Origin of the sequence: Priestia sp. JSM ZJ58 (genome assembly GCF_044383985.1) — a bacterium.
Taxonomy (GTDB): domain Bacteria; phylum Bacillota; class Bacilli; order Bacillales; family Bacillaceae_H; genus Priestia; species Priestia zanthoxyli.
This window is the reverse complement of the sequence record NZ_JBISEM010000001.1, coordinates 761,443-782,349: the sequence shown is the minus strand read 5'-3', so window position 1 is coordinate 782,349 and position 20,907 is coordinate 761,443. Positions and strand designations below refer to the sequence as shown.

Here is a 20,907-nt window from a genome sequence, read left to right as displayed (position 1 = left end):
TTTCATTATTTACTGCTGTTCAAATGACTATGCTTACGTCCGTATAAGAAGTAAACCACTAGCCCTAGTACAAGCCAAATTACGAAACTAATCCATGTTAACTTTGGAAGCTGAAGTGCTAAGTATAAACAGAACACAAAAGCTAAAATTGGAATCACCGGCACGAACGGTACGCGGAAACCAGTCGATTCTGAAGTTTGTTTTGATTTACGTAAATATAAAATTCCAATTGATACAGTCATGAAAGCAAAAAGAGTACCGATATTTGTTAACTCTGCTAATCTTCCTAATGGTACTAAACCAGAGAAGATAGATACTAGTAAACATGTAATCCACGTATTTACTACTGGCGTTTGTTTTTTCTCACTGATTTTTGAAAAAGGCTTCGGCAATAGACCATCTCGACTGATCGCATAAAATAAACGAGTTTGTCCATACATCATAACGAGTAATACCGTTGTAATACCAACAATTGCACCTAATGAAATAAATCCTGCTACCCAGTCTTGATTAATGTAGCTTAAAGCAAATGCTACAGGGTTTTTAACATTTAATTCAGTATAAGGGACGATTCCTGTTAAGATAAGCGATACGACGATATAAAGGACTGTACAAATCGCAAGAGATGCGATGATTCCAATTGGCATATCTCGCTGAGGCTTACGTACTTCCTCGGCCGCTGTTGCTACAGCATCAAATCCAATGTAGGCGAAGAATACAGTTGCTGCTCCTGTCGCTACTCCCGAGAAACCAAACGGCATAAACGGCGTCCAGTTTTCTGGCTTAACATAGCTAACTCCTACCCCGATAAACAGAAGTACAACAGCCAGTTTAATAATAACCATGATAGCATTAAAACGTGAAGATTTTTTTACTCCTTGTGTTAAAAGCAAGGTAATTAAGAAAACAATTATAATTGCTGGAATATCAATGTACGTGCCGTTTGCAGGATTGTATGCACTTGTTAAAGCTTTTGGAAAATGTATGCCAAACCCTGCTAACAATCCTTGGAAATACCCCGACCATCCGCTCGCTACAGCAGAAGAAGCAAGACCGTATTCCAAGATAAGATCCCACCCTAAAATCCAAGCAATTAATTCACCAAATGTTGCATAACTGTAAGTGTATGCACTTCCTGAAACGGGAACTGTTGAGGCAAACTCCGCATAACAAAGAGCTGCAAACACACACGCAAGTCCTGACATAATGAAAGATATAACTAAAGCTGGACCGGCATGTTCAGCGGCGGCTACGCCCGTTAATACAAAAATTCCGGTTCCGATAATGGCTCCAATTCCTAACATCGTTAAATCGAAAGCGCCTAAATCCTTTTTTAATTTAACACCTTTAGAGTTGGTTTCACTAATTAACGTTTGAATTGATTTTTTACGAAATAAGCTCATAGTAAACCCCCAAAAATACTTATCTGATATAACTAAATTTTCTGAAAATTAATGCATTATTTTCTTTAGATTTACTATACACTGCGCATTCGACAAAAAGCAATATATTTTTTTATTTTTATAAGAATTTTCTTAAAATAGTAAAAATAAAAAAACTAGGAAGAACTTCTTCCTAGTTACTCATCGTCTCCTAATATAAAATCAGGATCTAAATCTTCAAATTCATCGTCATCTACGTCTAAATCAAACTCGTCTTCATCATCGCAGCCTTTCGGATTTACTGCAACACAAACCTTGGTTTCGCCAATCACTTCCGCCAACAATTCTCTCTCTACTTGAACAATCGTTTTATTGCCATTTGGTGAAATTGTGCACTCTAGGCAATTTGGCTGCTGCAGTACGCGAACAATTACTTCGTAATCGTCTCCAATCGAATCTTCGTCTTTATAGCGCAGCTTAATATTATCTTTGTATGATACGGTTTCCGTCCAAACTTCGGTTTTTGTATTATTATTGTACGAATACCAGATGTTAATATCATATCTGCCGTCAACTTCTACATTGCTGCCGCTTTTCTTTGCTTTGTACTCATGGTTAATCACCCAGCATCCTAAGATGCTTGTTGGTCGATTTTTCGGTGCAAGCGTATGAGACGATTGTGTAAACTTGCGACCTTTACCTACGACTGCTTTTGTAATAATTTCTCTATAGTGTTGTGACATGTGAGCATACCCTCCTCAAACTATCTTCATTTCATCCTATGCAGGCTCATTCACTTGTTTGCACATTATTTTTAAGAAACTAGGTTTAAGGCATAAAAAACCTATGTTCCATTGTATGCAAGGATATAGAAAAACGTGACAATTATTAGAGAGAAAATCTGCCCAATTTTCGTGCAACGTGATGCACAAAAAAATGCCTCAGCAATTTGCTAAGGCATTTTTTCTTTATGAGCAGCTAGATCCAGGGCTGTTTCGCACCTGTGAACCTGTTTCACCGCGCAATAAATCACCATCTGTTGACACAATAATTTCATCTGTTACTGTGTTTGAAATAGTGTTAGCGACAAGTTGAAGCAAATCATTCACGTTTATTTGAGACTCTTGAAACTGCTGAATAATCGGCAGTTCATCCAGCTCTTCCTGTAAACGATCGATTTTTGCCTCCACTTGTTTTAACGCTTCTGTCTTACCATAATGTTGGAAATTAACAGCTTGTTTTTGCAAACTTTTAATGCTTGCAATGGTTTCACGCACTTTTTGATTTTCGTTAAGCTGAGCTTCGGCACGCTTGAAGAAATCTACTTCTTCCGTTTCAGCGATCATTTTTGCCAGCTCTTGAGCACGTTTAATTACGTCACTCTTGTTATACTGCGCCATATTACTTCACCTCTGCTGTTTCTTCTACCATTTCCCCGTTTAATGTCCATGTTTTGGCTTTTGTAACTTTTACTTTTACAAGTTGCCCAATCACTGACTTAGGTGCTTTGAAGTTTACAAGCTTACTTTTTTCCGTGTAGCCTGCTAATACTTCCGGATTATTTTTACTTTCACCTTCTACTAATACTTCGACAACTTTACCTTCATATTCCTTCAATTTCTTTGCAGAAATTTCATTTACAAGAGCATTTAAACGCTGAAGACGCTCTTTTTTCACTTCCATTGGTACGTTGTCTTGCATCTTAGCAGCCGGCGTACCTTCACGAGGTGAATAAATAAACGTATAAGCACTATCAAATTCAACCTCACGATATAGCGACATTGTTTCTTCAAACTGCTCATCCGTTTCATTTGGGAAACCAACAATAATATCAGTTGTTAATGATGCCGTTGGAATGGCTTCTTTAATTTTACGAACAAGCTCTAAATAATGTTCACGAGAATATTTTCGTGCCATAATTTTTAAGATATCACTGCTTCCTGATTGAACAGGCAAGTGAATGTGATCGACAAGATTTCCACCTTTAGCAAGAACTTCAATTAAACGGTCATCAAAGTCACGAGGATGACTTGTTGTAAAACGGATACGAGCAACGTCAATTTTACGGATTTCGTCCATTAAGTCGCCTAAGCCGTACGTCATGTCTTCAAAATCTTTTCCGTATGCATTAACGTTTTGGCCTAGAAGCGTAATTTCTTTGTAGCCTTGAGCAGCTAAATGACGTACTTCTTGGATAATATCTTCTGGACGGCGGCTTCGTTCTTTTCCTCGCGTATACGGAACGATACAGTACGTACAGAACTTGTCACAGCCGTACATGATGTTAACCCATGCTTTGACGCTGCCTTTACGTGCTCTTGGAAGGTTTTCAATAACGTCCCCTTCTTTAGACCATACTTCAATCACCATTTCTTTTGCTAAGTATGCTTCGTTCAAAATGTGAGGCAAACGGTGAATGTTATGTGTACCAAAAATCATATCCACGTGCTGATGTTTTTGTAAAATTTTATTTACAACTGACTCTTCTTGAGACATACATCCGCAGACGCCGATTAATAGCTCAGGACGCTCGCGCTTTAAGGCCTTCAAGTGTCCTAATTCACCAAACACTTTATTTTCCGCATTTTCACGGATCGCACACGTATTCAATAAAATAACATGAGCATCTTCAACAGAGTCAGTCGGCTCGTAGCCAAGGCCTAGAAAAATACCAGCCATTACTTCTGTATCGTGCTCATTCATTTGACAGCCGTACGTACGGATATAAAACTTACGTCCCTGTCCCATTCCATGAAACTGTTCATCGATTGCAAAATCGTTGTGATAGGAAACTTCTTCTTTTCCTCGTTTTTTCGCATCTTTTAAAGAAGGTGGCATGTATACTGTTTGAAAATATTTGCTGTAATCCTTTTCGGATTTTTTGTCCGCTGGATTAACTTGGTTGCTTTCTAAACGTTGTTTTTCGTTCATAAAAAAATCTCCTTTCGCCATGACAATTGTCACGTTGCACCTGTAAATCGCAAAAAAATGTGACAGCCTTATGCTTATGCATAAAACTCATCACATTAACATAGTATATAACTTTCAAGTAGCGAACACAATCATATACCTATTTTCTATACCTATCACTATGAAAAAATCCGAACGAGCTGGATTCTCCATTAAGAATCTCAATTTACCGTTCGGATTTTCCCTCTACTAAACTGCTTTTATTGCAGCCTCTTTTACATAAATTCAGCCACTAGCTCATCAAATTTTTCCTCAGTCATACCTAAGTCTGCTTTTGACAGCGGCTCTTCACTATAGCCGTGAACAAGCTGCTGATACGACGGCTGATGCGCATTTTGATAAATAAGCCCTGTTACTAAGCCATTATGCTCCATTAACGTCTGCATAGCTTGCATACGATTGTTTGCATCATAACCTTCAATTGTGCTAAGACTAGTTAGGTTTTCTTTAAACCAATCATACGTGTTCACTTTGTTATACGTTACGCACGGGCTAAATACGTTAATTAAAGAAAAACCTTTATGCTGAATGCCTTGTTCAATTAAGCTTGTTAACTCTTTTAAATTCGTTGAAAAGCTTTGCGCTACAAACGTTGCCCCGGAAGTTAACGCCAGCTCCATGACAGATAAAGACGACTCAATTGATCCTTCAGGCGTACTTTTTGTCTTGAATCCTACTTCACTGCGAGGAGATGTTTGTCCTTTTGTTAAACCATAGATTTGGTTATCCATTACGATATACGTTACATCGATGTTTCGGCGAATCGCATGTACCGTGTGTCCCATACCGATAGCAAACCCATCTCCATCACCGCCAGATGCGATAACGGTTAAATCACGATTAGCCATTTTTACACCTTGAGCGATTGGAAGCGCACGTCCGTGAATACCGTGAAAACCATATGAATTAATATAACCAGAGATACGTCCAGAGCATCCAATACCTGAAATAACAGCAAGCTCATGAGGTTCTAAACCTACGTTAGCAGATGCGCGTTGAATGGCTGCTTGTACGGAGAAATCTCCACACCCCGGACACCAGTTAGGTTTTACACTGTTACGAAAATCTTTAAACGTTGCCATTTAACACAAACATCTCCTTACTTTTTGCGTATACTTCTTGCGGAAGAAATGGATTTCCATCGTACTTCAATACGCTTTGAATTTTATCATGACTTGCGATATTCATTTTTAAAATATTAGCAAGCTGTCCAGTAGCATTGTTTTCAACGACAACTACTTTTTTAGCTCCTTGCACGTAAGGAAGCAGTTCGTCAGCTGGGAAAGGATGAATTAAACGAATGTGAGCGTGATTTACTTTTATACCGTCCTGTTCCAAACGTTCCATTGCCTCTTCAATAACTCCACGCGTCGAATTAAATCCAACAAATAAAATATCAGACTCTTTTTCATGAGAGTGAACATGAATTGGCGTATTAAAACGAATTCCTTTTGTTTTACGAAGACGCTTATTCATTTGATCATCGCGGTTCACCGGAGATTCAGATGGCTTTCCTGTCTCATCATGTTCTACTCCCGTTACGTGATGAATGCCATGCTTCATTCCTGGAATGACGCGTGGTGATACGCCGTCTTCTGTTACGCGGTAGCGCTTGTAGTATTGTTTTTCTTCCAACTCTTCTAGCTCTCCTTGCTGAAGCTTGCCGCGGCGGATTTCAACGCGGTTATAGTCAAGCGGTTCTACCGACTGTTTCCCAAGTGAAAGCTGTAAATCCGTTAGCATAATAACTGGACACTGATATTCTTCTGCTAAGTTAAACGCTTCAATCGTATCGTAGAATGCTTCTTCAACCGTACTTGGCGCCATGACGATCTTCGGAATTTCACCGTGCGTACCGTAAATCATAGCCATTAAGTCAGACTGTTCTTGCTTAGTTGGAAGCCCTGTACTTGGACCGCCGCGCTGCGTATCAATAATCACAACAGGCTGCTCAGTGATGCCCGCTAATCCAATCGACTCCATCATTAATGATAGACCAGGTCCAGCTGATGCTGTCAGCGCACGTACGCCTGCATAGTTAGCTCCGATAGCCATCGTACATGCTGCGATTTCATCTTCTGTTTGAATAACAGTTCCACCGAATTGAGGAAGCTTTTTAATTAAGTATTCCATGATTTCTGAAGCAGGGGTAATTGGATATGCTGGCATAAAACGAGCCCCACCGGCTAAAGCACCTAGTGCAATCGCATCGTTTCCAATCATAAACATACGTTTTTTACCATCCGCTGGATCTAGTTTCATTGTTTCTAATTGTTCGCCTAGCTGTTCACGAATGTAATCTGCACCTTTTTTAATAGCTTCCATGTTTTTTTGTACAACTTTTTGGCCCTTTTTACCGAAGATTTCAAGCACTACTTCTTCAAATACTTCTGTGTCAATATGAAGCACAGCACTTGAAGCGCCTACAGCAACCATGTTCTTCATTAGCGACGTTCCTAGTTCCGTTGCAATTTCTGTAAACGGAACAGCGTATAGCGTAGCAGTTGTACATGTTTCGGGCAGACTTGGGTTGAATTTCGCATCTGCAATTACAACGCCTCCTACGCGCAGCTCATGGACGTTTACATCGATGGTTTCCTGATCGAACGCAACTAAAATATCCAAATCATCTGACACAGATCGAACCTGAGTTGTACTCACTCGGATCTTATTATTTGTATGTCCACCTTTGATACGAGAAGAAAAATGACGATAGCCGTATAAGTAATAACCTAATCGATTTAAAGCGGTTGAAAAGATTTCTCCCGTACTTTCGATTCCCTCACCCTGCTGTCCGCCAACTTTCCATGAAAGTTGCTGTACCATAAATCAACGCCACTCCTTTAATTGCTCTTAATATAGAAATCTATTTTATTGATAAAAACTGAAAAAAGTAAATTAGCAAACGATTTCATTTGCTTCTGCATTTCACGAACAAAAATCATCCGCAAAACTCCCACAGCACCTTGTCGCTGTGCAGGATACGTTTCTGCGTGAACAGCTCCATAATCCGTTTTCAATTTTATTCCGATTGCCAGAAAAATGCAACCCTTTCCATTGAATTCTCAATCGTTTTAATTATATTTATATTTAATGAATAAGATGAAGTTTTTTAATGATCTTTTCTGTCTTCACATGAGGCATTAGTATATAAATATCTTCTATAAAAAAAGAGCTTTTCCAAGAAGAAAAAGCTCTTTTTTTATTAGCTGCATACACGATCAGCAAAGTTTTGAAACAGAAAACGTTTTACCTGCTCCTCAGTGTAATGCTTAAGGAGTTCTTCGATTAAATTCGTATACTGTTCATATCTTCCGAGACGATGAACCGTTTTGTCAATGCCGTCAAAGTCAGAGCCAAAACCAACGGAGTATTCGCCTCCTCTTTCACACATGTAATCAAGGTGACGGATCACATCCGCTATTTGCGCTTTGGCAGAGCTCGTTAAAAATTCAGGGACAAACGTGATGCCAATCACGCCGTTTCGCTTTATTAAAGCATGAATTTGATCGTCTCTTAAATTCCGGGGATGAGAACACAATACGTGTGAATTGGAATGAGTAGCCACTACATATTGCGCTAGCTCAATCACATCCCAAAAACCTCTTACCGATAAATGAGAGACATCCGTCCACACTTTATGTTCATTATTCAATTCAACAACTTCTCTTCCAAAAGAAGATAACCCCGCGCCTCGAGGTTCTAAAATACCGTCACACACAGCATTGCTGTAATTCCATGTCAAACCTACTGAACGTACACCCAGTGAAAAAAGTGTCTTTAAACGAACTAAACTGGTATCAATGGCATCGCACCCTTCAAGCGTCAGCATTGCTCCTATTTCACCTTTTTTTAAGCTATCTATATCGTGCTTTGAACGAACCCATTTCACACCGGGAAGCGATAAAATATGACTCTGAAACAGCTGGATCATTTCTAACGCAACATCAAAGCGTTGAGCTGCCGGAACCGCTTCTGGAATATAAATAGCGAATAGCTGAACTTTCCCTTTTGCTTTTTTTATTCCTTCTAACGTCACATGCAGCGCTAAATCATATGTAAAAGATAAACGTTTATTTAACCAGAGCTTCATCAATACATCACAATGAGCATCAAATATCACAACCCACACCCCTTTAGCTCTATACAAAAAGGACCTGTTTGGCTTCTACGCTTTACAGGTCCGTGGTTTTTATAATTATCGCGGCTCTACAATTAATTTAATGGCTGTTCGCTCTTCTCCATCAATTTGAATATCTGTAAAAGCTGGGATGCAGATTAAATCAACCCCACTTGGTGCAACGAACCCTCTTGCGATTGCTACAGCTTTTACTGCTTGATTAAGCGCCCCGGCCCCAATGGCTTGAATTTCTGCTGCGCCGCGTTCGCGCAGCACGCCTGCTAAGGCACCAGCAACTGAATTTGGATTAGACTTTGCTGAAACTTTTAATATTTCCATATCTAGCTCCTCCTTATTCTTTACAATGTATGATGAGAGATCATTAGACCAATGACTTAATTGATTTCAATGTTACTATATTCACGATATGTCAAACGTATTCCTGCTTGTTTTTCCTAAATATTCAAAAACTTATATTTCTACACCTTTCTTTTTTCTTTTTACGTTTTTGACAAAATAAAAAAGCCAACGTATCGTCTTTCGACACATTGACTTTTTCCCTTTATTCAAAAAACGGATGATCTTCGTTAATTAAAATTCGCTCTGTTTTTGTTGCTTTCCCCGTCTTTTGATCAATATCAATAACGATTCCACTAAGCTGCGTTCTTCCTTCTTTTGGCACTTCAAATCGAACAGGAAGAGACGTTAAAAAACGCTTAATAACTGCTTCGCGCTCCATCCCTAAAATGCCGTCATAAGGTCCCGTCATTCCTACGTCAGAGATGTAGGCTGTTCCTTTTGGCAATATACGATTGTCAGCTGTTTGAACGTGCGTATGAGTGCCGACAACAGCGCTGACACGACCGTCCACATACCAGCTAATCGCTTGCTTTTCACTTGTTGTTTCAGCATGAAAATCAATAAAAATAAGCGGAGTGCGCTGACGTGCTTCTTCAATCAGTTCATCTGCTTTTTGAAATGGACAATCAAGCGGAGCCATAAACGTGCGCCCTTGTAAATTAATCACGGCTACCTCAAGCTGATTGTACGTAAAATACGTAATTCCCTTGCCCGGTGTACCTTCAGGAAAATTAGCTGGACGAACAAGATTTTTTGCATCGTCAATAAAATCAAAAATTTCACGTTTGTCCCACGCATGGTTACCAAGAGTAATAATGTTAGCCCCTGCTTGTAAGAACTGACGATAAATCTTTTCGGTAATTCCTTTTCCTGAAGCTGCATTTTCTCCATTCACAATTGTAAGTCCCGGAGAGTATTTTCTTTTTAATCTCGGTAAATATTCTTCAACCATTTCACGGCCTGGAGAACCAACTACGTCTCCAATAAATAAAATTCTCATGTAAAAGCTCCTATACTTCATTCTTAATCTGCATCTTCATCTCTACGAAAAAAAATAAAGTGGCGAAACGCCACTTCATTTTTATTTTGCATACTCTACTGCTCTTGTTTCGCGAATAACCGTTACTTTGATGTGGCCAGGATAATCCAGCTCATCTTCAATTCGTTTTCGGATATCTCGAGCAAGTCGATGCGCTTCTAGATCACCAATCGTATCTGGTTTCACCATAATACGAACTTCACGCCCTGCTTGAATTGCAAATGATTTTTCAACGCCTTCATAAGACTCTGAAATTTCTTCTAACTTTTCAAGACGACGAATGTAGTTTTCTAACGTCTCACTGCGAGCACCTGGTCTTGCAGCAGATAATGCATCCGCTGCTGCAACTAGTACAGCAATGATTGATGTTGGTTCTGTATCTCCATGGTGAGAAGCAATCGCGTTAATAACAACCGGATGTTCTTTATACTTTGTAGCTAATTCAACACCGATTTCTACGTGGCTTCCTTCTACCTCATGGTCAATTGCTTTACCAATATCATGTAACAATCCTGCTCGTTTGGCTAACGTTTCATCTTCACCTAATTCAGCAGCCATAAGTCCTGATAAATGCGCTACTTCCATTGAATGTTTCAGCACATTTTGACCATAGCTTGTTCTAAATTTTAAGCGCCCAAGAATTTTCATCAAGTCTGGGTGCAACCCATGAACACCGACTTCAAACGTCGTTTGTTCACCGACTTCACGAATATATTCGTCCACTTCGCGGCGAGATTTTTCAACCATTTCTTCAATACGTGCGGGATGGATACGACCATCTTGAACGAGTTTATCAAGTGCAATTCTTGCTGTCTCACGACGAATTGGGTCAAATCCTGATAAAATAACTGCTTCTGGCGTATCATCAATAATAAGATCAATTCCTGTCAAAGTTTCAAGCGTACGGATGTTTCGACCTTCTCGACCGATAATTCGGCCTTTCATTTCGTCATTTGGCAAGTTAACAACTGAGACAGTCGTTTCAGCAACATGATCTGCTGCGCAACGCTGAATAGCAAGTGAAAGAATTTCTTTCGCCTTTTTATCGGCGTCTTCTTTTGCACGGTTTTCTGTTTCTTTTACCATTATTGCAATGTCGTGGGAAAGTTCATTTTCAACACGATCTAAAATAATCGCTCTTGCATCTTCTCTTGTTAAGCTTGAAATGCGCTCTAGCTCTGTTTGCTGTGCACGTACTACTTCTTCAACTTTGCTTTCCATCTCTTCAATATGCTGTTGTTTAACAGTAAGAGAATCATCTTTCTTTTCAAGTAACGCTTCACGTTTATCAAGTGATTCGTCTTTACGATCAAGATTTTCCTCTTTTTGCATTAATCGATTTTCTTGTTTTTGAAGTTCTGCTCGACGATCACGAATATCTTGTTCTGCCTCTGTACGAAGCTGATGGATTTCATCCTTCGCTTCTAGTAAAGCTTCTTTTTTCAAAGCTTCCGCCTCGCGGGTTCCTTCATCAATAATTTGTTCTGCACTAGACTTTGCTCCCGCAATTTTAGCTTCAGCAATCGATTTACAAACAAAAAAGCCAACAACTGCACCGACGATTAGGCCAAGCAAAGCGAAGATGATTGTATTAGTATCCATCATTTCACCTCCCCTTGCTATAAACTTGTAAGTTTTAAATTTCATGTCGGCATGTACATCGTATTCACCTTTCAATATACACACAAAGGCTTTTAAACGCTAAAATGTTTTAAAAAGGGAAAATATACATCTTAATTGTAAATCTGTGCATTTTTATTGTCAAGCCTGCCTCTACAGTATATATTGAAATTTCGCATGTTACTTTTCTAGCATTAACAATTTTTACAAAAAAAAGACCCCTTCTTTGAAATAGAGGAGTCTTTTTTTATCTCGCAGCAAATTAAATATTTAAATCGCCTTGATCGTCATCCTCAGGAGCTGGCTCTCCATCTTGGTCTAAACCATGATGTTCACGCACTTGTCCCGCAATTTCCTGACGAATATCAGTATTTTCTTTTAAGAATTGCTTTGCATTTTCACGGCCTTGACCTAGACGCTCGTCATTATATGAATACCAAGATCCACTTTTTTGGACAATATCTAGTTCAGAAGCGATATCCAAAATTTCACCCTCTTTTGAAATACCTTCTCCGTACATAATATCTACTTCGGCAGCACGGAAAGGCGGAGCTACTTTATTTTTCACAACTTTAATTCTTGTTTTGTTACCTACGATATCATTTCCTTGCTTTAACTGCTCTGCACGACGCACTTCTAGACGCACTGAAGAGTAGAATTTAAGCGCACGTCCACCAGGAGTTGTTTCAGGGTTACCAAACATTACGCCGACTTTTTCACGAATTTGGTTAATAAAGATAGCGATTGTTTTAGACTTGTTAATAGCTCCAGATAGTTTACGCAATGCTTGAGACATTAAACGAGCTTGTAGACCCACGTGAGAGTCTCCCATTTCTCCTTCAATTTCCGCTTTTGGCACTAACGCTGCTACTGAGTCAACAACAATAATATCTACTGCGCCGCTTCGAACTAAAGCTTCAGCGATTTCTAAAGCTTGTTCTCCTGTATCAGGCTGAGATAATAACAGCTCATCAATATTAACACCTAATTTTTGAGCATATACAGGATCTAACGCGTGCTCCGCATCGATAAATGCAGCCTGTCCGCCCTGCTGTTGAACTTCTGCAATCGCGTGAAGAGCAACTGTTGTTTTACCTGAGCTTTCTGGGCCATATACTTCCACCACACGTCCACGTGGATATCCACCTACGCCTAAAGCTATATCTAATGCTAATGAACCACTTGGAATTGTAGAAATTCTTTTTTCCGTTTGTTCACCTAATTTCATAATTGAACCTTTACCAAATTGCTTTTCAATTTGCTTTAAAGCCATATCAAGGGCTGCTTGACGATCGTTCACTCAATTTCCTCCTCTATCTCTTTGAAATCATCTATAAACTGCAAACTTACTACGATGTAGTAGCAATGTCGAATTAACAACTTTCTATAACTTACTATACTAGTTTTTGGGTCGTTTGACAAGCAAAAAGCGAATAAATGTTCGTTTTTTATAAAATTAAAAAAAGGCTGCTTTGGTAAAACTAAGCAGCCTTTTTTCTTTATTTTTTTATCGTCTTCAATACGTAATGACAGCCGTAATTAACCGTTCGTGAACGAATTCCTTGGCGGCTTCCAGATAGCTGCAAACTGTAAACTTGAGGAGTTTGATCCTTATAAGCGACCCCTATATGCACTGTTCCTACAGGGTGTCCTTCTTGTTTAGAGGGTCCAGCTACACCCGTAAAACCGATGCCAATATCCGTTTTGTATAACTGTTGAATACGCTGAGCCATTTCAGCCGCGCACTGCTCGCTAACGGCTCCGTACTGATTCAGCGTGTGTTCGCTCACTCCGAGAATATTTTGCTTGATTTCATAATGATAGGCTACCAGGCTGCCTTTAACAACTTCTCCAGCACCTGAAACAGTTGTTAAACGTTCGCTGAATAACCCGCCGGTTAAACTTTCGGCTGAAGCAATCGTCAAGCCTTGTGCCGTTAATTCTTTTACCAATTCATTATGTAAAGAAGTTGCTTCGTATCCATATAAATACTCGCCTACGCGCTCTGAAATGGTTTTTTCCACTTCGTCTAACATGCGCTGTGCTTCAGCAGCATCAGCGTGCTTAGCAGTTAAGCGAAGCGTCACTTCTCCATCTCCTGCAAGCGGTGCAATCGTCGGGTTTGTTTGCGCATCAAGCAAATCTTCAATTTCCGTCTCAAGCTGTGATTCTCCTATTCCGAAAAAACGAAGAACGCGTGATTCAATACTTTCTTTTAATTCAAGCTTTTGAGCTAAAAATTCTTGACCATATGCTTCATACATTGGATAGAGCTCTTTTGGCGGCCCTGGGAATAGCATATAGTGTTTTCCCTCTACTGTAAGCCCCATACCTGGAGCCATTCCGTAATCATTAGGGAGCACTGTCGAACCTTCAAGTACAATTGCCTGTTTTTTATTGTTAGGTGTCATGATACGATTTGACTGTTTGAAATAGGCTTCAATGCTTTCAAGTGCTTCCGCATTTGTTGTCAACTCTACTCCTAGCACACTCGCAATTGTTTCTTTTGTTAAATCATCTTTTGTAGGACCAAGCCCGCCTGTGAAAATAATTAACTCTGCACGTGTTTGAGCTGTAGCAATCACTTCTTTCAAGCGCTGTGCATTATCTCCTACTACTGTATGATAGTAAACATTAATTCCAAGTTCGGCTAATTTTTTCGATAAATACTGAGCGTTTGTATTGGCAATTTGCCCAAGCAGCAGCTCAGAGCCGACTCCAATAATTTCAGCGTTCATCATATCATCTCCATCTTACTTATTTTGAATTAACAAAAGCCTGTTTGTTTTTAGCAAAGTAGTCCCAGCCTGAAATAACCGTAAAAATCACTGAGATCCAAAGCATTACGCTAGCAAACGGAATGGAAATCCATTCAAAAGGCAAGTTGTACAACAGAATAGCTGAAATAGCTAAAATTTGAGTCCATGTTTTAATTTTACCTAACATATTGGCTGCTACAACTTCTCCTTCCCCTGCTAGTACAAGTCTTAAACCTGTGATAGCAAATTCACGGCTAATAATGATGATAGCAGCCCATCCTGCACCTGCAATTAAATCTAAGTCAACAATAGCTACAAGCGCAGCTGAAACCAACAGCTTGTCTGCTAGTGGATCTAAAAACTTGCCCAAGTTCGTGACTAAATCGTACTTTCTTGCATAGTATCCGTCGATCCAGTCTGTTGTAGATGCAATAATAAATAATGCCGCCCCTAATAGATGAGCGATCGGAATCTCTTTTCCTGCTGCCTCTACTGTGCCAAATGGTAGCGGCACCATCATAAAAATGAGGAATACGGGAATTAGAAAAATTCGCGAAATGGTAATCTTGTTTGGTAAATTCACTTCTTCTGCCTCCAATTACTGTTACAAACTGAAAGCGTGCAAACGAAGTTGTTTGCACGGCTTTGGTTTTATTATAGCGTGAATGAGTGTTTAATTCACATATTATCTTTATTTACACCCTGACCACTTTTTAAAACAGGCTGTTTACTGTGCTTCTGCCGGCTGATATTGAATCGTTACAACTTGTCGAACTTGCTTGGATGAATCAAACGGCAAGTCAACCGCTTTTCCATTTACTTTTAACTCTACTCCAGGTGAATAACCGATGTTGACACGAGCTTCCGTTTCTTTCGTCAAATCAAATTCTTTTGTTTCCCCTTTTTTTAGAATGGAGCTAAAGAAAGCATTTCCTTTTCCATTTTTCACATCTAACCAAGTATCTGCTTGAGTGGATGTTACTTCTAGGTTAAATGCATCTGTACCGGAAAGAGCATACGTAGCACTTCTGCCTGTTTTTTGAACTTCCTTGTATTCTTGTTTACCGCTGTCTTTCTTTTCTTTTTCAGCTTTTTCTTTCTCAGCTTTTTCTTTTGCGGCTTTTTCTTTTTCAGCTTTTTCTTTTTCTTGTTCTTTCTTATCAGCAGCACTTTGTTCATCTTCTGACTTGCTATTGTCATTTTTTGCAGTAGTTTCATTCGTTTCTTCCTGCGTGTTAGACTGCTGAACTTCGCTGTTTGGAGCTTCTTGGTTAGCCTGCTCCTTGTTTTTATCCGAGACGATATTTTGAGCGATTACCCAAATAATAATCCCAACAACTACAACTCCCGCCACCACTAGAACAGTTGGAAGGTAGTCATATGCTTTTGAAACTCCTTTTGTATGCTGAGGAATTTCTTTGCGGCTGCGAACGCGCGAAAGCTGCTGCGGCATGTCTTCTGTTTGAGTTGAAGGAATGTCTGATTTGTATTCTTCAAAAATAGCATCTGTGTCCAACCCAATTGCTTCGCAGTATTGCTTAATAAACGCTCGTACGTAAAATTTCCCTGGCATAACCTCATAATTGCCTTCTTCAATGCCAAGTAAATAGCGTTTTTGAATTTTCGTTAGTTTTTGTAAATCCTCTAACGACAATCCTTTGCTTTCTCGTTCTTGTCTTAACCTTTGTCCTAACTCTGTCAATGCTAACACCTACCAATTATGCTAAAAATCAAACATCGATAATCCACCGTCTTGAAACATTTGAGGACCTTCCATTATTTCATATGTAATCTTCTCATTGGGGTCATTTCTTATTTCAATAATGTAGGCAAAATCATCTAACGAATACTCGGTATTTTGTACAAATACATCCGGATGCTCCACGATTTTTGTCGCGGGTACATTCATTACTTCTCGAACAAGCTGCCAGTGCTTTTCATTCGCTCGTTTTGTCGATACAATCCCGTCAATGATAAAAATATTATCAGCGTTGTATTCGTCAGCAATAAGCTGACTGCGAATCGTTTGTTTTAAGAGTGTAGAAGACACAAAAAGCCACCTTTTGTTCGCACATACGCTAGCTGCTACAATCGATTCGGTTTTGCCTACTCGTGGCATACCTCGAATACCGATAAGCTTATGACCGTCTTGTTTAAACAGTTCCGCCATAAAATCTACGAGCAAACCTAATTCATCTCTTACGAAACGGAATGTCTTTTTATCATCTGCGTCACGCTGAATATAGCGACCGTGACGCACTGCTAACTTATCACGCAATTTAGGCGGTCTCATTTTTGTCACAATGATATTATCCATTGTTTTCAAAATAGATTCAAGCCTGTCTATTTGCTCATGTGAATCACAGCGCAGCAATAATCCACGGCGAATATCATCCACTCCATTAATTGTGACAATATTAATTGACAACATTCCAAGAAGCGATGAAATATCACCTAAAAGACCCGGACGATTTTTTTGTATTTGATATTCTAAATACCACTCAATTTTCTCCATCAAACCCCTCCCATTTCTTGGCTGGCCTTCGAGAGGTGCCCCCTTTTTTTCACCTAGTTTAACTATAAATGATTTCCATTATATTATAAACCCTAAAGGCAAGTAGTTCTACATTTGTTATGTATGTAAGCGCTTATTTATTTGTACTATTTAATTCTAAGAAAAAAGGAGCTTTCACACGCGGTGAATTAGCTCCTTTTTAGAAACGATAACTTATTTTACTGATCCGTTATTTTGAACTAATTTCACCATGCTGCTCGCAATCGCATGCTGCTCTTCTTTAGAAGCAACGCTCCAAAGGTCTGCTAAAATTCGCTCTTGATCATTTTTTGCATCAACTTGGTTTGCTAAATATCCACCAATTTGATAAGCAAGATCATGAATAACTTCTTCTTGCATTCCTTCGTTTTGTGCATGATGTAAACGGTCGCCTAAAAAATCTTTCCAGCTATCCCAGTTTTCTAATACTGACATGAGTAGCCCTCCTTAAGGTTTATTCATATCATAGTTTGTACCTTGTTTTTAATTTTATGCACACTTTATATGTACCAACCGCCATTAACCGATAATATTTGTCCAGTTATATACGAAGCACGTGAAGATATTAAATATGAAACCGTATCTGCCACTTCTTTTGGATATCCTATTCTTCCTAAAGGGATCTCTTCAGCCAGCTCTTTAACCTCTTCTTTTGAATAGCTGGCCATCATATCCGTTTCAATCGCTCCGGGCGCAACTCCATTGACGCGAATTCCACTTAATGCAACCTCTTTTGCCAAAGCTTTTACAAACGTATTTTGGGCGCCTTTTACCATTGAATAAAGAACTTCAAACGAAGCTCCTGTAAGTCCCCAAATGGAAGAAATCATGATAATTTGTCCGCTTTTAGCACTGATCATTTTAGGCAGCAAAGCTTTTGTAATAACAAAGGGAGCCGTGATGTGAAGATAGATCATTTCTTCGGTTTCATTTGCCGAAGCATCTGTCATTAACCCGCTAACGCTTCGTCCGCTGTTATGAATAATAACTTCTACCGGAACAATAATCTCCTTTAAAAACTTCTCCACTCCCTCTTTACATGATAAATCCGCTTGTACTGTAAACACGGTTTTCACCTTTTCAGCTAGCTCATGTGCAAGCGCCTCTATTTTGTCTTTTCGTTGATGATAGTGCAAAATAAGCGAGTATCCATCTTCAGCCAATTGCTTAGCAATCGCTGTGCCAATTCCTCCGCTTGCACCTGTCACAAGGGCAAATTTCTCCATAGCCTTCTCTCCTTTACATGCAAAAAAGCTGATGAACATCAGCTTTTTTGGCAACAATCATCTTTATTTAGGTACTACTTCACAAACCGTAAAGTTCTTTTCATCAATAATCTCGTTTAGCACATCTTTTATTTCGTTTACCTTCAGTTTTTCTAGCGTTTCAACAATATCAAATAAATTCATATCATTAAACGCATAGCGTGTAAACTGATTAGCGATAAACTCAGGTGAGTTTAATGAACGTAAAAATCCGCCGATTTTCTTTTTACGAATACGTTCAAGTTCCTCTTCTGTTAGTGATTTTGTTTTCATTTCAAGTAAAATTTGTTTAACTCGATCATACAGCTGTTCGGGTTGATCCGTATCTCCTCCGATAAGAGCAAAACCAAATCCTCTTTCCTCCGTATAATCATACGCAAACGTTTCATCAATGAGTCCGTCTGCATACAACTCCTCATAGTACGAAGAGCTTTTTCCAAATGCATAATCTAAAATGATATTCATTGCTAACTCGTATTTAAGCATTTCTCCGCCTGAACGCTGCGGATTTTTCGCTTTTAGACCCACCATACATTTCGAAGACTGCACCGGCATTTTTAATACTTGTTTTTCTTGATCCACCGTTTCAGGCTCTTCGTCAAAATGACGCTGTATGTCAGAGATTTCTTTATAATCTTTTTTCTGCTGATTGTCTCGAACTTGCTTCATTACTTTTTCCGCATCAACAGGACCTACAATGAACAACAGCATGTTGCTCGGATGATAGAACGTTTCATAGCATGTGTACAGTAAATCTTTATTAATATGTGAAATCGATTCGATCGTGCCAGCAATATCAATTTTAACAGGATGGTTTTTGTACATATTTTGAATGGTACCAAAATACAAGCGCCAGTCCGGATTGTCGTCATACATTGTAATTTCTTGACCGATAATGCCTTTTTCTTTTTCTACCGTTTTTTCTGAGAAGTACGGCTCTTGTACAAAGTCCACTAATGTTTCAAGATTTTCTTCAAAGTTAGATGTACAGCTGAATAAGTAAGCTGTGCGGGTAAAAGAAGTAAATGCGTTGGCCGAAGCACCTTGTTTACTAAACTGCTGAAAGACATCTCCGTCTTCTTTTTCAAATAATTTATGCTCTAAAAAGTGGGCAATTCCATCCGGAACTTTTGTCATTTCATTTTCATTTAGCGGTACAAATTGATTGTCAATCGATCCGTAGTTTGTTGTAAAAGTGGCAAACGTTTTGTTAAACTCCGGTTTTGGCAAAATGTATACCTGCAGCCCGTTATCCATTTTTTCATGATACAGCTGTTCTTGAAGCTGCGAAAATTCAATTTTCTCCATTTTCTTCACCGCCCGTTCCTGTTAAGAAATAAATTGTATCCATTTCAATTTTCTCAGCCACTTTAATAATTTCCTGCTTAGATACCGCATCAATATGCTTTAAGTATTCATCAATTGAAATATCTTTACCCGTTAATTCATTATGATACATAACCTCTACTAGTCCTCGTGGAGTATCCACCGTTTCAAGCAGCTGGTTGTGAATAACGGCTTTCGTTTGAGCGATTTCGCCGTCTGTAAACGATCCTTGTTTCATTTCCTGCATTTGTTCTTTAATAATCGTAACAGCTTGGTCGTAATTTTTAGCATCAATACCCGACATGACCATTAGTAATCCTTTATGACTCTCTACTCTCGAAGCAGCATAGTAAGCTAAGCTCGCTTTTTCACGAACGTTAATAAATAGCTTGGAATGTGAGAACCCTCCGAATATCCCATTGAATACTTGAAGAGCAAAATACTGTCTATCTCCGTATACAACGTTTGTACGATAGCCAATATTTAATTTCCCTTGTTTGACTTCTTGTTTTTCCACCACTTCATTTACGTTCGAGATCTCTTTAGACGTGATAGAATCTTCAATGTCTTTTTGCTCGCGCTTTGGTAAAGTAAATGTTTCTTTTACTGTTTGTAAAACCTCTTCGACTTGCAAATCTCCAATAGCATAAAGGTGAATGGCATCTTCTTTTAACACCTGCTGATAATAGGCGTACAAACTTTCACCTGTAATTTCTTCCACATCGTCAATTTGACCGTTTACATGTAAAGAGTAAGGTTCTTCCTTACACATTTCTTCAACTAGTCTTAAATTAGCATAGCGCATTTTATCATCAAATACGGCTTGAATTCGCTGACGAAGCGAACGCTTTTCTTTTGTCATAATATCCGTTAAAAAAGAGTCCCCTTCAACTGCTGGCTTTAATAAAATATCGCCAAGAAGAGCTAACGCTTTTTGTAAAAGCGGAGTTGAATCTTTCAAATATTTTTCATTCGCTATATCAATGCGAATCGTAATATCGTGGTTATCACCTTTTTTTGTTAAGTCTACTTGTAAAGTAGCACCATAAAGCTCATCTAAATATGTACGAAGCTTTGTCGTAGACGGCAGCGACTCGGTAGCGCTTTGAAGCACATAAGGTAAAAGGGCACGCATTGTCACCGTTTTCTTATCTAAAGGGGCATTTAGTTTTAAAATGAACGTGTTTGTTTTGTACTTAGCTGTTTGAATGGTATGAACAGTCAATCCTTCTAGTTCATGTTTTTGTTCAGTCAATAATTTCATATATAAACCTCCTTTTAAATTTTGATGTATTAACTAGACAATACTTCTATTTTGAATCTTTAACGCTAATTTTAGTCTTATAACCACTATATCGAATTCAAGGAAACATTTTCAAGTAACTTGCCGCGCGCTTCCTCATTTCTTTTCATATTCTTTCTCTCAATGAAAAAAAGGCGGAGAAAAGAATATGATTTCTTTGTCTCCACCTTCTATATTTATCCAACTTTAGTCATTGTTAGACCTCGTAT

The 20,907-nt window shown here is 38.9% G+C and carries 20 protein-coding genes; all 20 read right to left on the bottom strand.

Translation table 11 applies throughout. The features are described 5' to 3' along the window. Positions 1–5: 5 nt before the first annotated feature. Positions 6–1,403 carry a branched-chain amino acid transporter BcaP gene (gene bcaP, locus ACH6EI_RS03990; protein WP_028411378.1) on the bottom strand — a complete coding sequence of 466 codons (1,398 nt, stop codon included), beginning with the start codon at positions 1,401–1,403 and terminating at the stop codon, positions 6–8. 176 nt (positions 1,404–1,579) lie between these two features. Beyond that, on the bottom strand, positions 1,580–2,125 hold the full coding sequence (locus ACH6EI_RS03985) for an outer spore coat protein CotE (RefSeq protein ID WP_013058796.1): 546 nt from the start codon (positions 2,123–2,125) through the stop codon (positions 1,580–1,582). A 225-nt stretch (positions 2,126–2,350) separates the two neighbouring features. Continuing rightward, positions 2,351–2,782 carry a YlbF/YmcA family competence regulator gene (locus ACH6EI_RS03980; protein WP_013058797.1) on the bottom strand — a complete coding sequence of 144 codons (432 nt, stop codon included), beginning with the start codon at positions 2,780–2,782 and terminating at the stop codon, positions 2,351–2,353. Between the two features lies 1 nt (position 2,783). Next, entirely contained in the window at positions 2,784–4,313 is a 1,530-nt protein-coding gene (gene miaB / locus ACH6EI_RS03975) for a tRNA (N6-isopentenyl adenosine(37)-C2)-methylthiotransferase MiaB (protein WP_025601388.1), read from the bottom strand. Positions 4,314–4,567: 254 nt separating this feature from the next. Then, the gene (locus ACH6EI_RS03970; protein WP_013058799.1) at positions 4,568–5,434 is read right to left on the bottom strand and encodes a 2-oxoacid:ferredoxin oxidoreductase subunit beta; all 867 of its coding nucleotides are present in this window, start codon (positions 5,432–5,434) and stop codon (positions 4,568–4,570) included. Beyond that, on the bottom strand, positions 5,421–7,178 hold the full coding sequence (locus ACH6EI_RS03965) for a 2-oxoacid:acceptor oxidoreductase subunit alpha (protein ID WP_013058800.1): 1,758 nt from the start codon (positions 7,176–7,178) through the stop codon (positions 5,421–5,423). Before ACH6EI_RS03965 ends, ACH6EI_RS03970 begins: the two co-directional genes overlap by 14 nt. A gap of 17 nt (positions 7,179–7,195) precedes the next feature. Further along, the gene (locus tag ACH6EI_RS03960; RefSeq protein WP_155017479.1) at positions 7,196–7,372 is read right to left on the bottom strand and encodes a hypothetical protein; all 177 of its coding nucleotides are present in this window, start codon (positions 7,370–7,372) and stop codon (positions 7,196–7,198) included. A 185-nt stretch (positions 7,373–7,557) separates the two neighbouring features. After that, complete coding sequence (locus ACH6EI_RS03955; protein WP_042991934.1) at positions 7,558–8,475, bottom strand: dipeptidase; 918 nt, start codon at positions 8,473–8,475, stop codon at positions 7,558–7,560. Between the two features lie 75 nt (positions 8,476–8,550). Next, positions 8,551–8,811: a stage V sporulation protein SpoVS gene (spoVS, locus tag ACH6EI_RS03950; protein WP_003181955.1), complete on the bottom strand. Its 261-nt coding sequence runs from the start codon at positions 8,809–8,811 to the stop codon at positions 8,551–8,553. A 223-nt stretch (positions 8,812–9,034) separates the two neighbouring features. After that, entirely contained in the window at positions 9,035–9,832 is a 798-nt protein-coding gene (locus ACH6EI_RS03945) for a TIGR00282 family metallophosphoesterase (protein ID WP_028411380.1), read from the bottom strand. Between the two features lie 81 nt (positions 9,833–9,913). After that, complete coding sequence (rny, locus tag ACH6EI_RS03940; RefSeq protein WP_013058803.1) at positions 9,914–11,473, bottom strand: ribonuclease Y; 1,560 nt, start codon at positions 11,471–11,473, stop codon at positions 9,914–9,916. Between the two features lie 280 nt (positions 11,474–11,753). After that, on the bottom strand, positions 11,754–12,791 hold the full coding sequence (gene recA / locus ACH6EI_RS03935; RefSeq protein WP_013058804.1) for a recombinase RecA: 1,038 nt from the start codon (positions 12,789–12,791) through the stop codon (positions 11,754–11,756). A 199-nt stretch (positions 12,792–12,990) separates the two neighbouring features. Further along, positions 12,991–14,232 carry a competence/damage-inducible protein A gene (locus tag ACH6EI_RS03930; protein ID WP_028411381.1) on the bottom strand — a complete coding sequence of 414 codons (1,242 nt, stop codon included), beginning with the start codon at positions 14,230–14,232 and terminating at the stop codon, positions 12,991–12,993. Positions 14,233–14,248: 16 nt separating this feature from the next. Next, the gene (gene pgsA, locus ACH6EI_RS03925; protein ID WP_028411382.1) at positions 14,249–14,833 is read right to left on the bottom strand and encodes a CDP-diacylglycerol--glycerol-3-phosphate 3-phosphatidyltransferase; all 585 of its coding nucleotides are present in this window, start codon (positions 14,831–14,833) and stop codon (positions 14,249–14,251) included. A 144-nt stretch (positions 14,834–14,977) separates the two neighbouring features. Beyond that, the gene (locus tag ACH6EI_RS03920; RefSeq protein ID WP_223546233.1) at positions 14,978–15,961 is read right to left on the bottom strand and encodes a helix-turn-helix domain-containing protein; all 984 of its coding nucleotides are present in this window, start codon (positions 15,959–15,961) and stop codon (positions 14,978–14,980) included. Between the two features lie 12 nt (positions 15,962–15,973). Further along, positions 15,974–16,765 carry a DUF3388 domain-containing protein gene (locus tag ACH6EI_RS03915; protein ID WP_013058808.1) on the bottom strand — a complete coding sequence of 264 codons (792 nt, stop codon included), beginning with the start codon at positions 16,763–16,765 and terminating at the stop codon, positions 15,974–15,976. Between the two features lie 213 nt (positions 16,766–16,978). Then, on the bottom strand, positions 16,979–17,239 hold the full coding sequence (locus tag ACH6EI_RS03910) for a DUF3243 domain-containing protein (protein ID WP_013058809.1): 261 nt from the start codon (positions 17,237–17,239) through the stop codon (positions 16,979–16,981). Between the two features lie 65 nt (positions 17,240–17,304). Further along, positions 17,305–18,030, bottom strand: a complete 726-nt coding sequence (ymfI, locus tag ACH6EI_RS03905; RefSeq protein WP_028411384.1) for an elongation factor P 5-aminopentanone reductase — start codon at positions 18,028–18,030, stop codon at positions 17,305–17,307. Between the two features lie 63 nt (positions 18,031–18,093). Continuing rightward, positions 18,094–19,377: an EF-P 5-aminopentanol modification-associated protein YfmH gene (gene yfmH, locus ACH6EI_RS03900; RefSeq protein ID WP_025750276.1), complete on the bottom strand. Its 1,284-nt coding sequence runs from the start codon at positions 19,375–19,377 to the stop codon at positions 18,094–18,096. Further along, positions 19,364–20,659, bottom strand: a complete 1,296-nt coding sequence (yfmF, locus tag ACH6EI_RS03895) for an EF-P 5-aminopentanol modification-associated protein YfmF (RefSeq protein WP_028411385.1) — start codon at positions 20,657–20,659, stop codon at positions 19,364–19,366. The genes yfmH and yfmF overlap by 14 nt, the downstream gene beginning before the upstream one ends. Between the last annotated feature and the right edge of the window lie 248 nt (positions 20,660–20,907).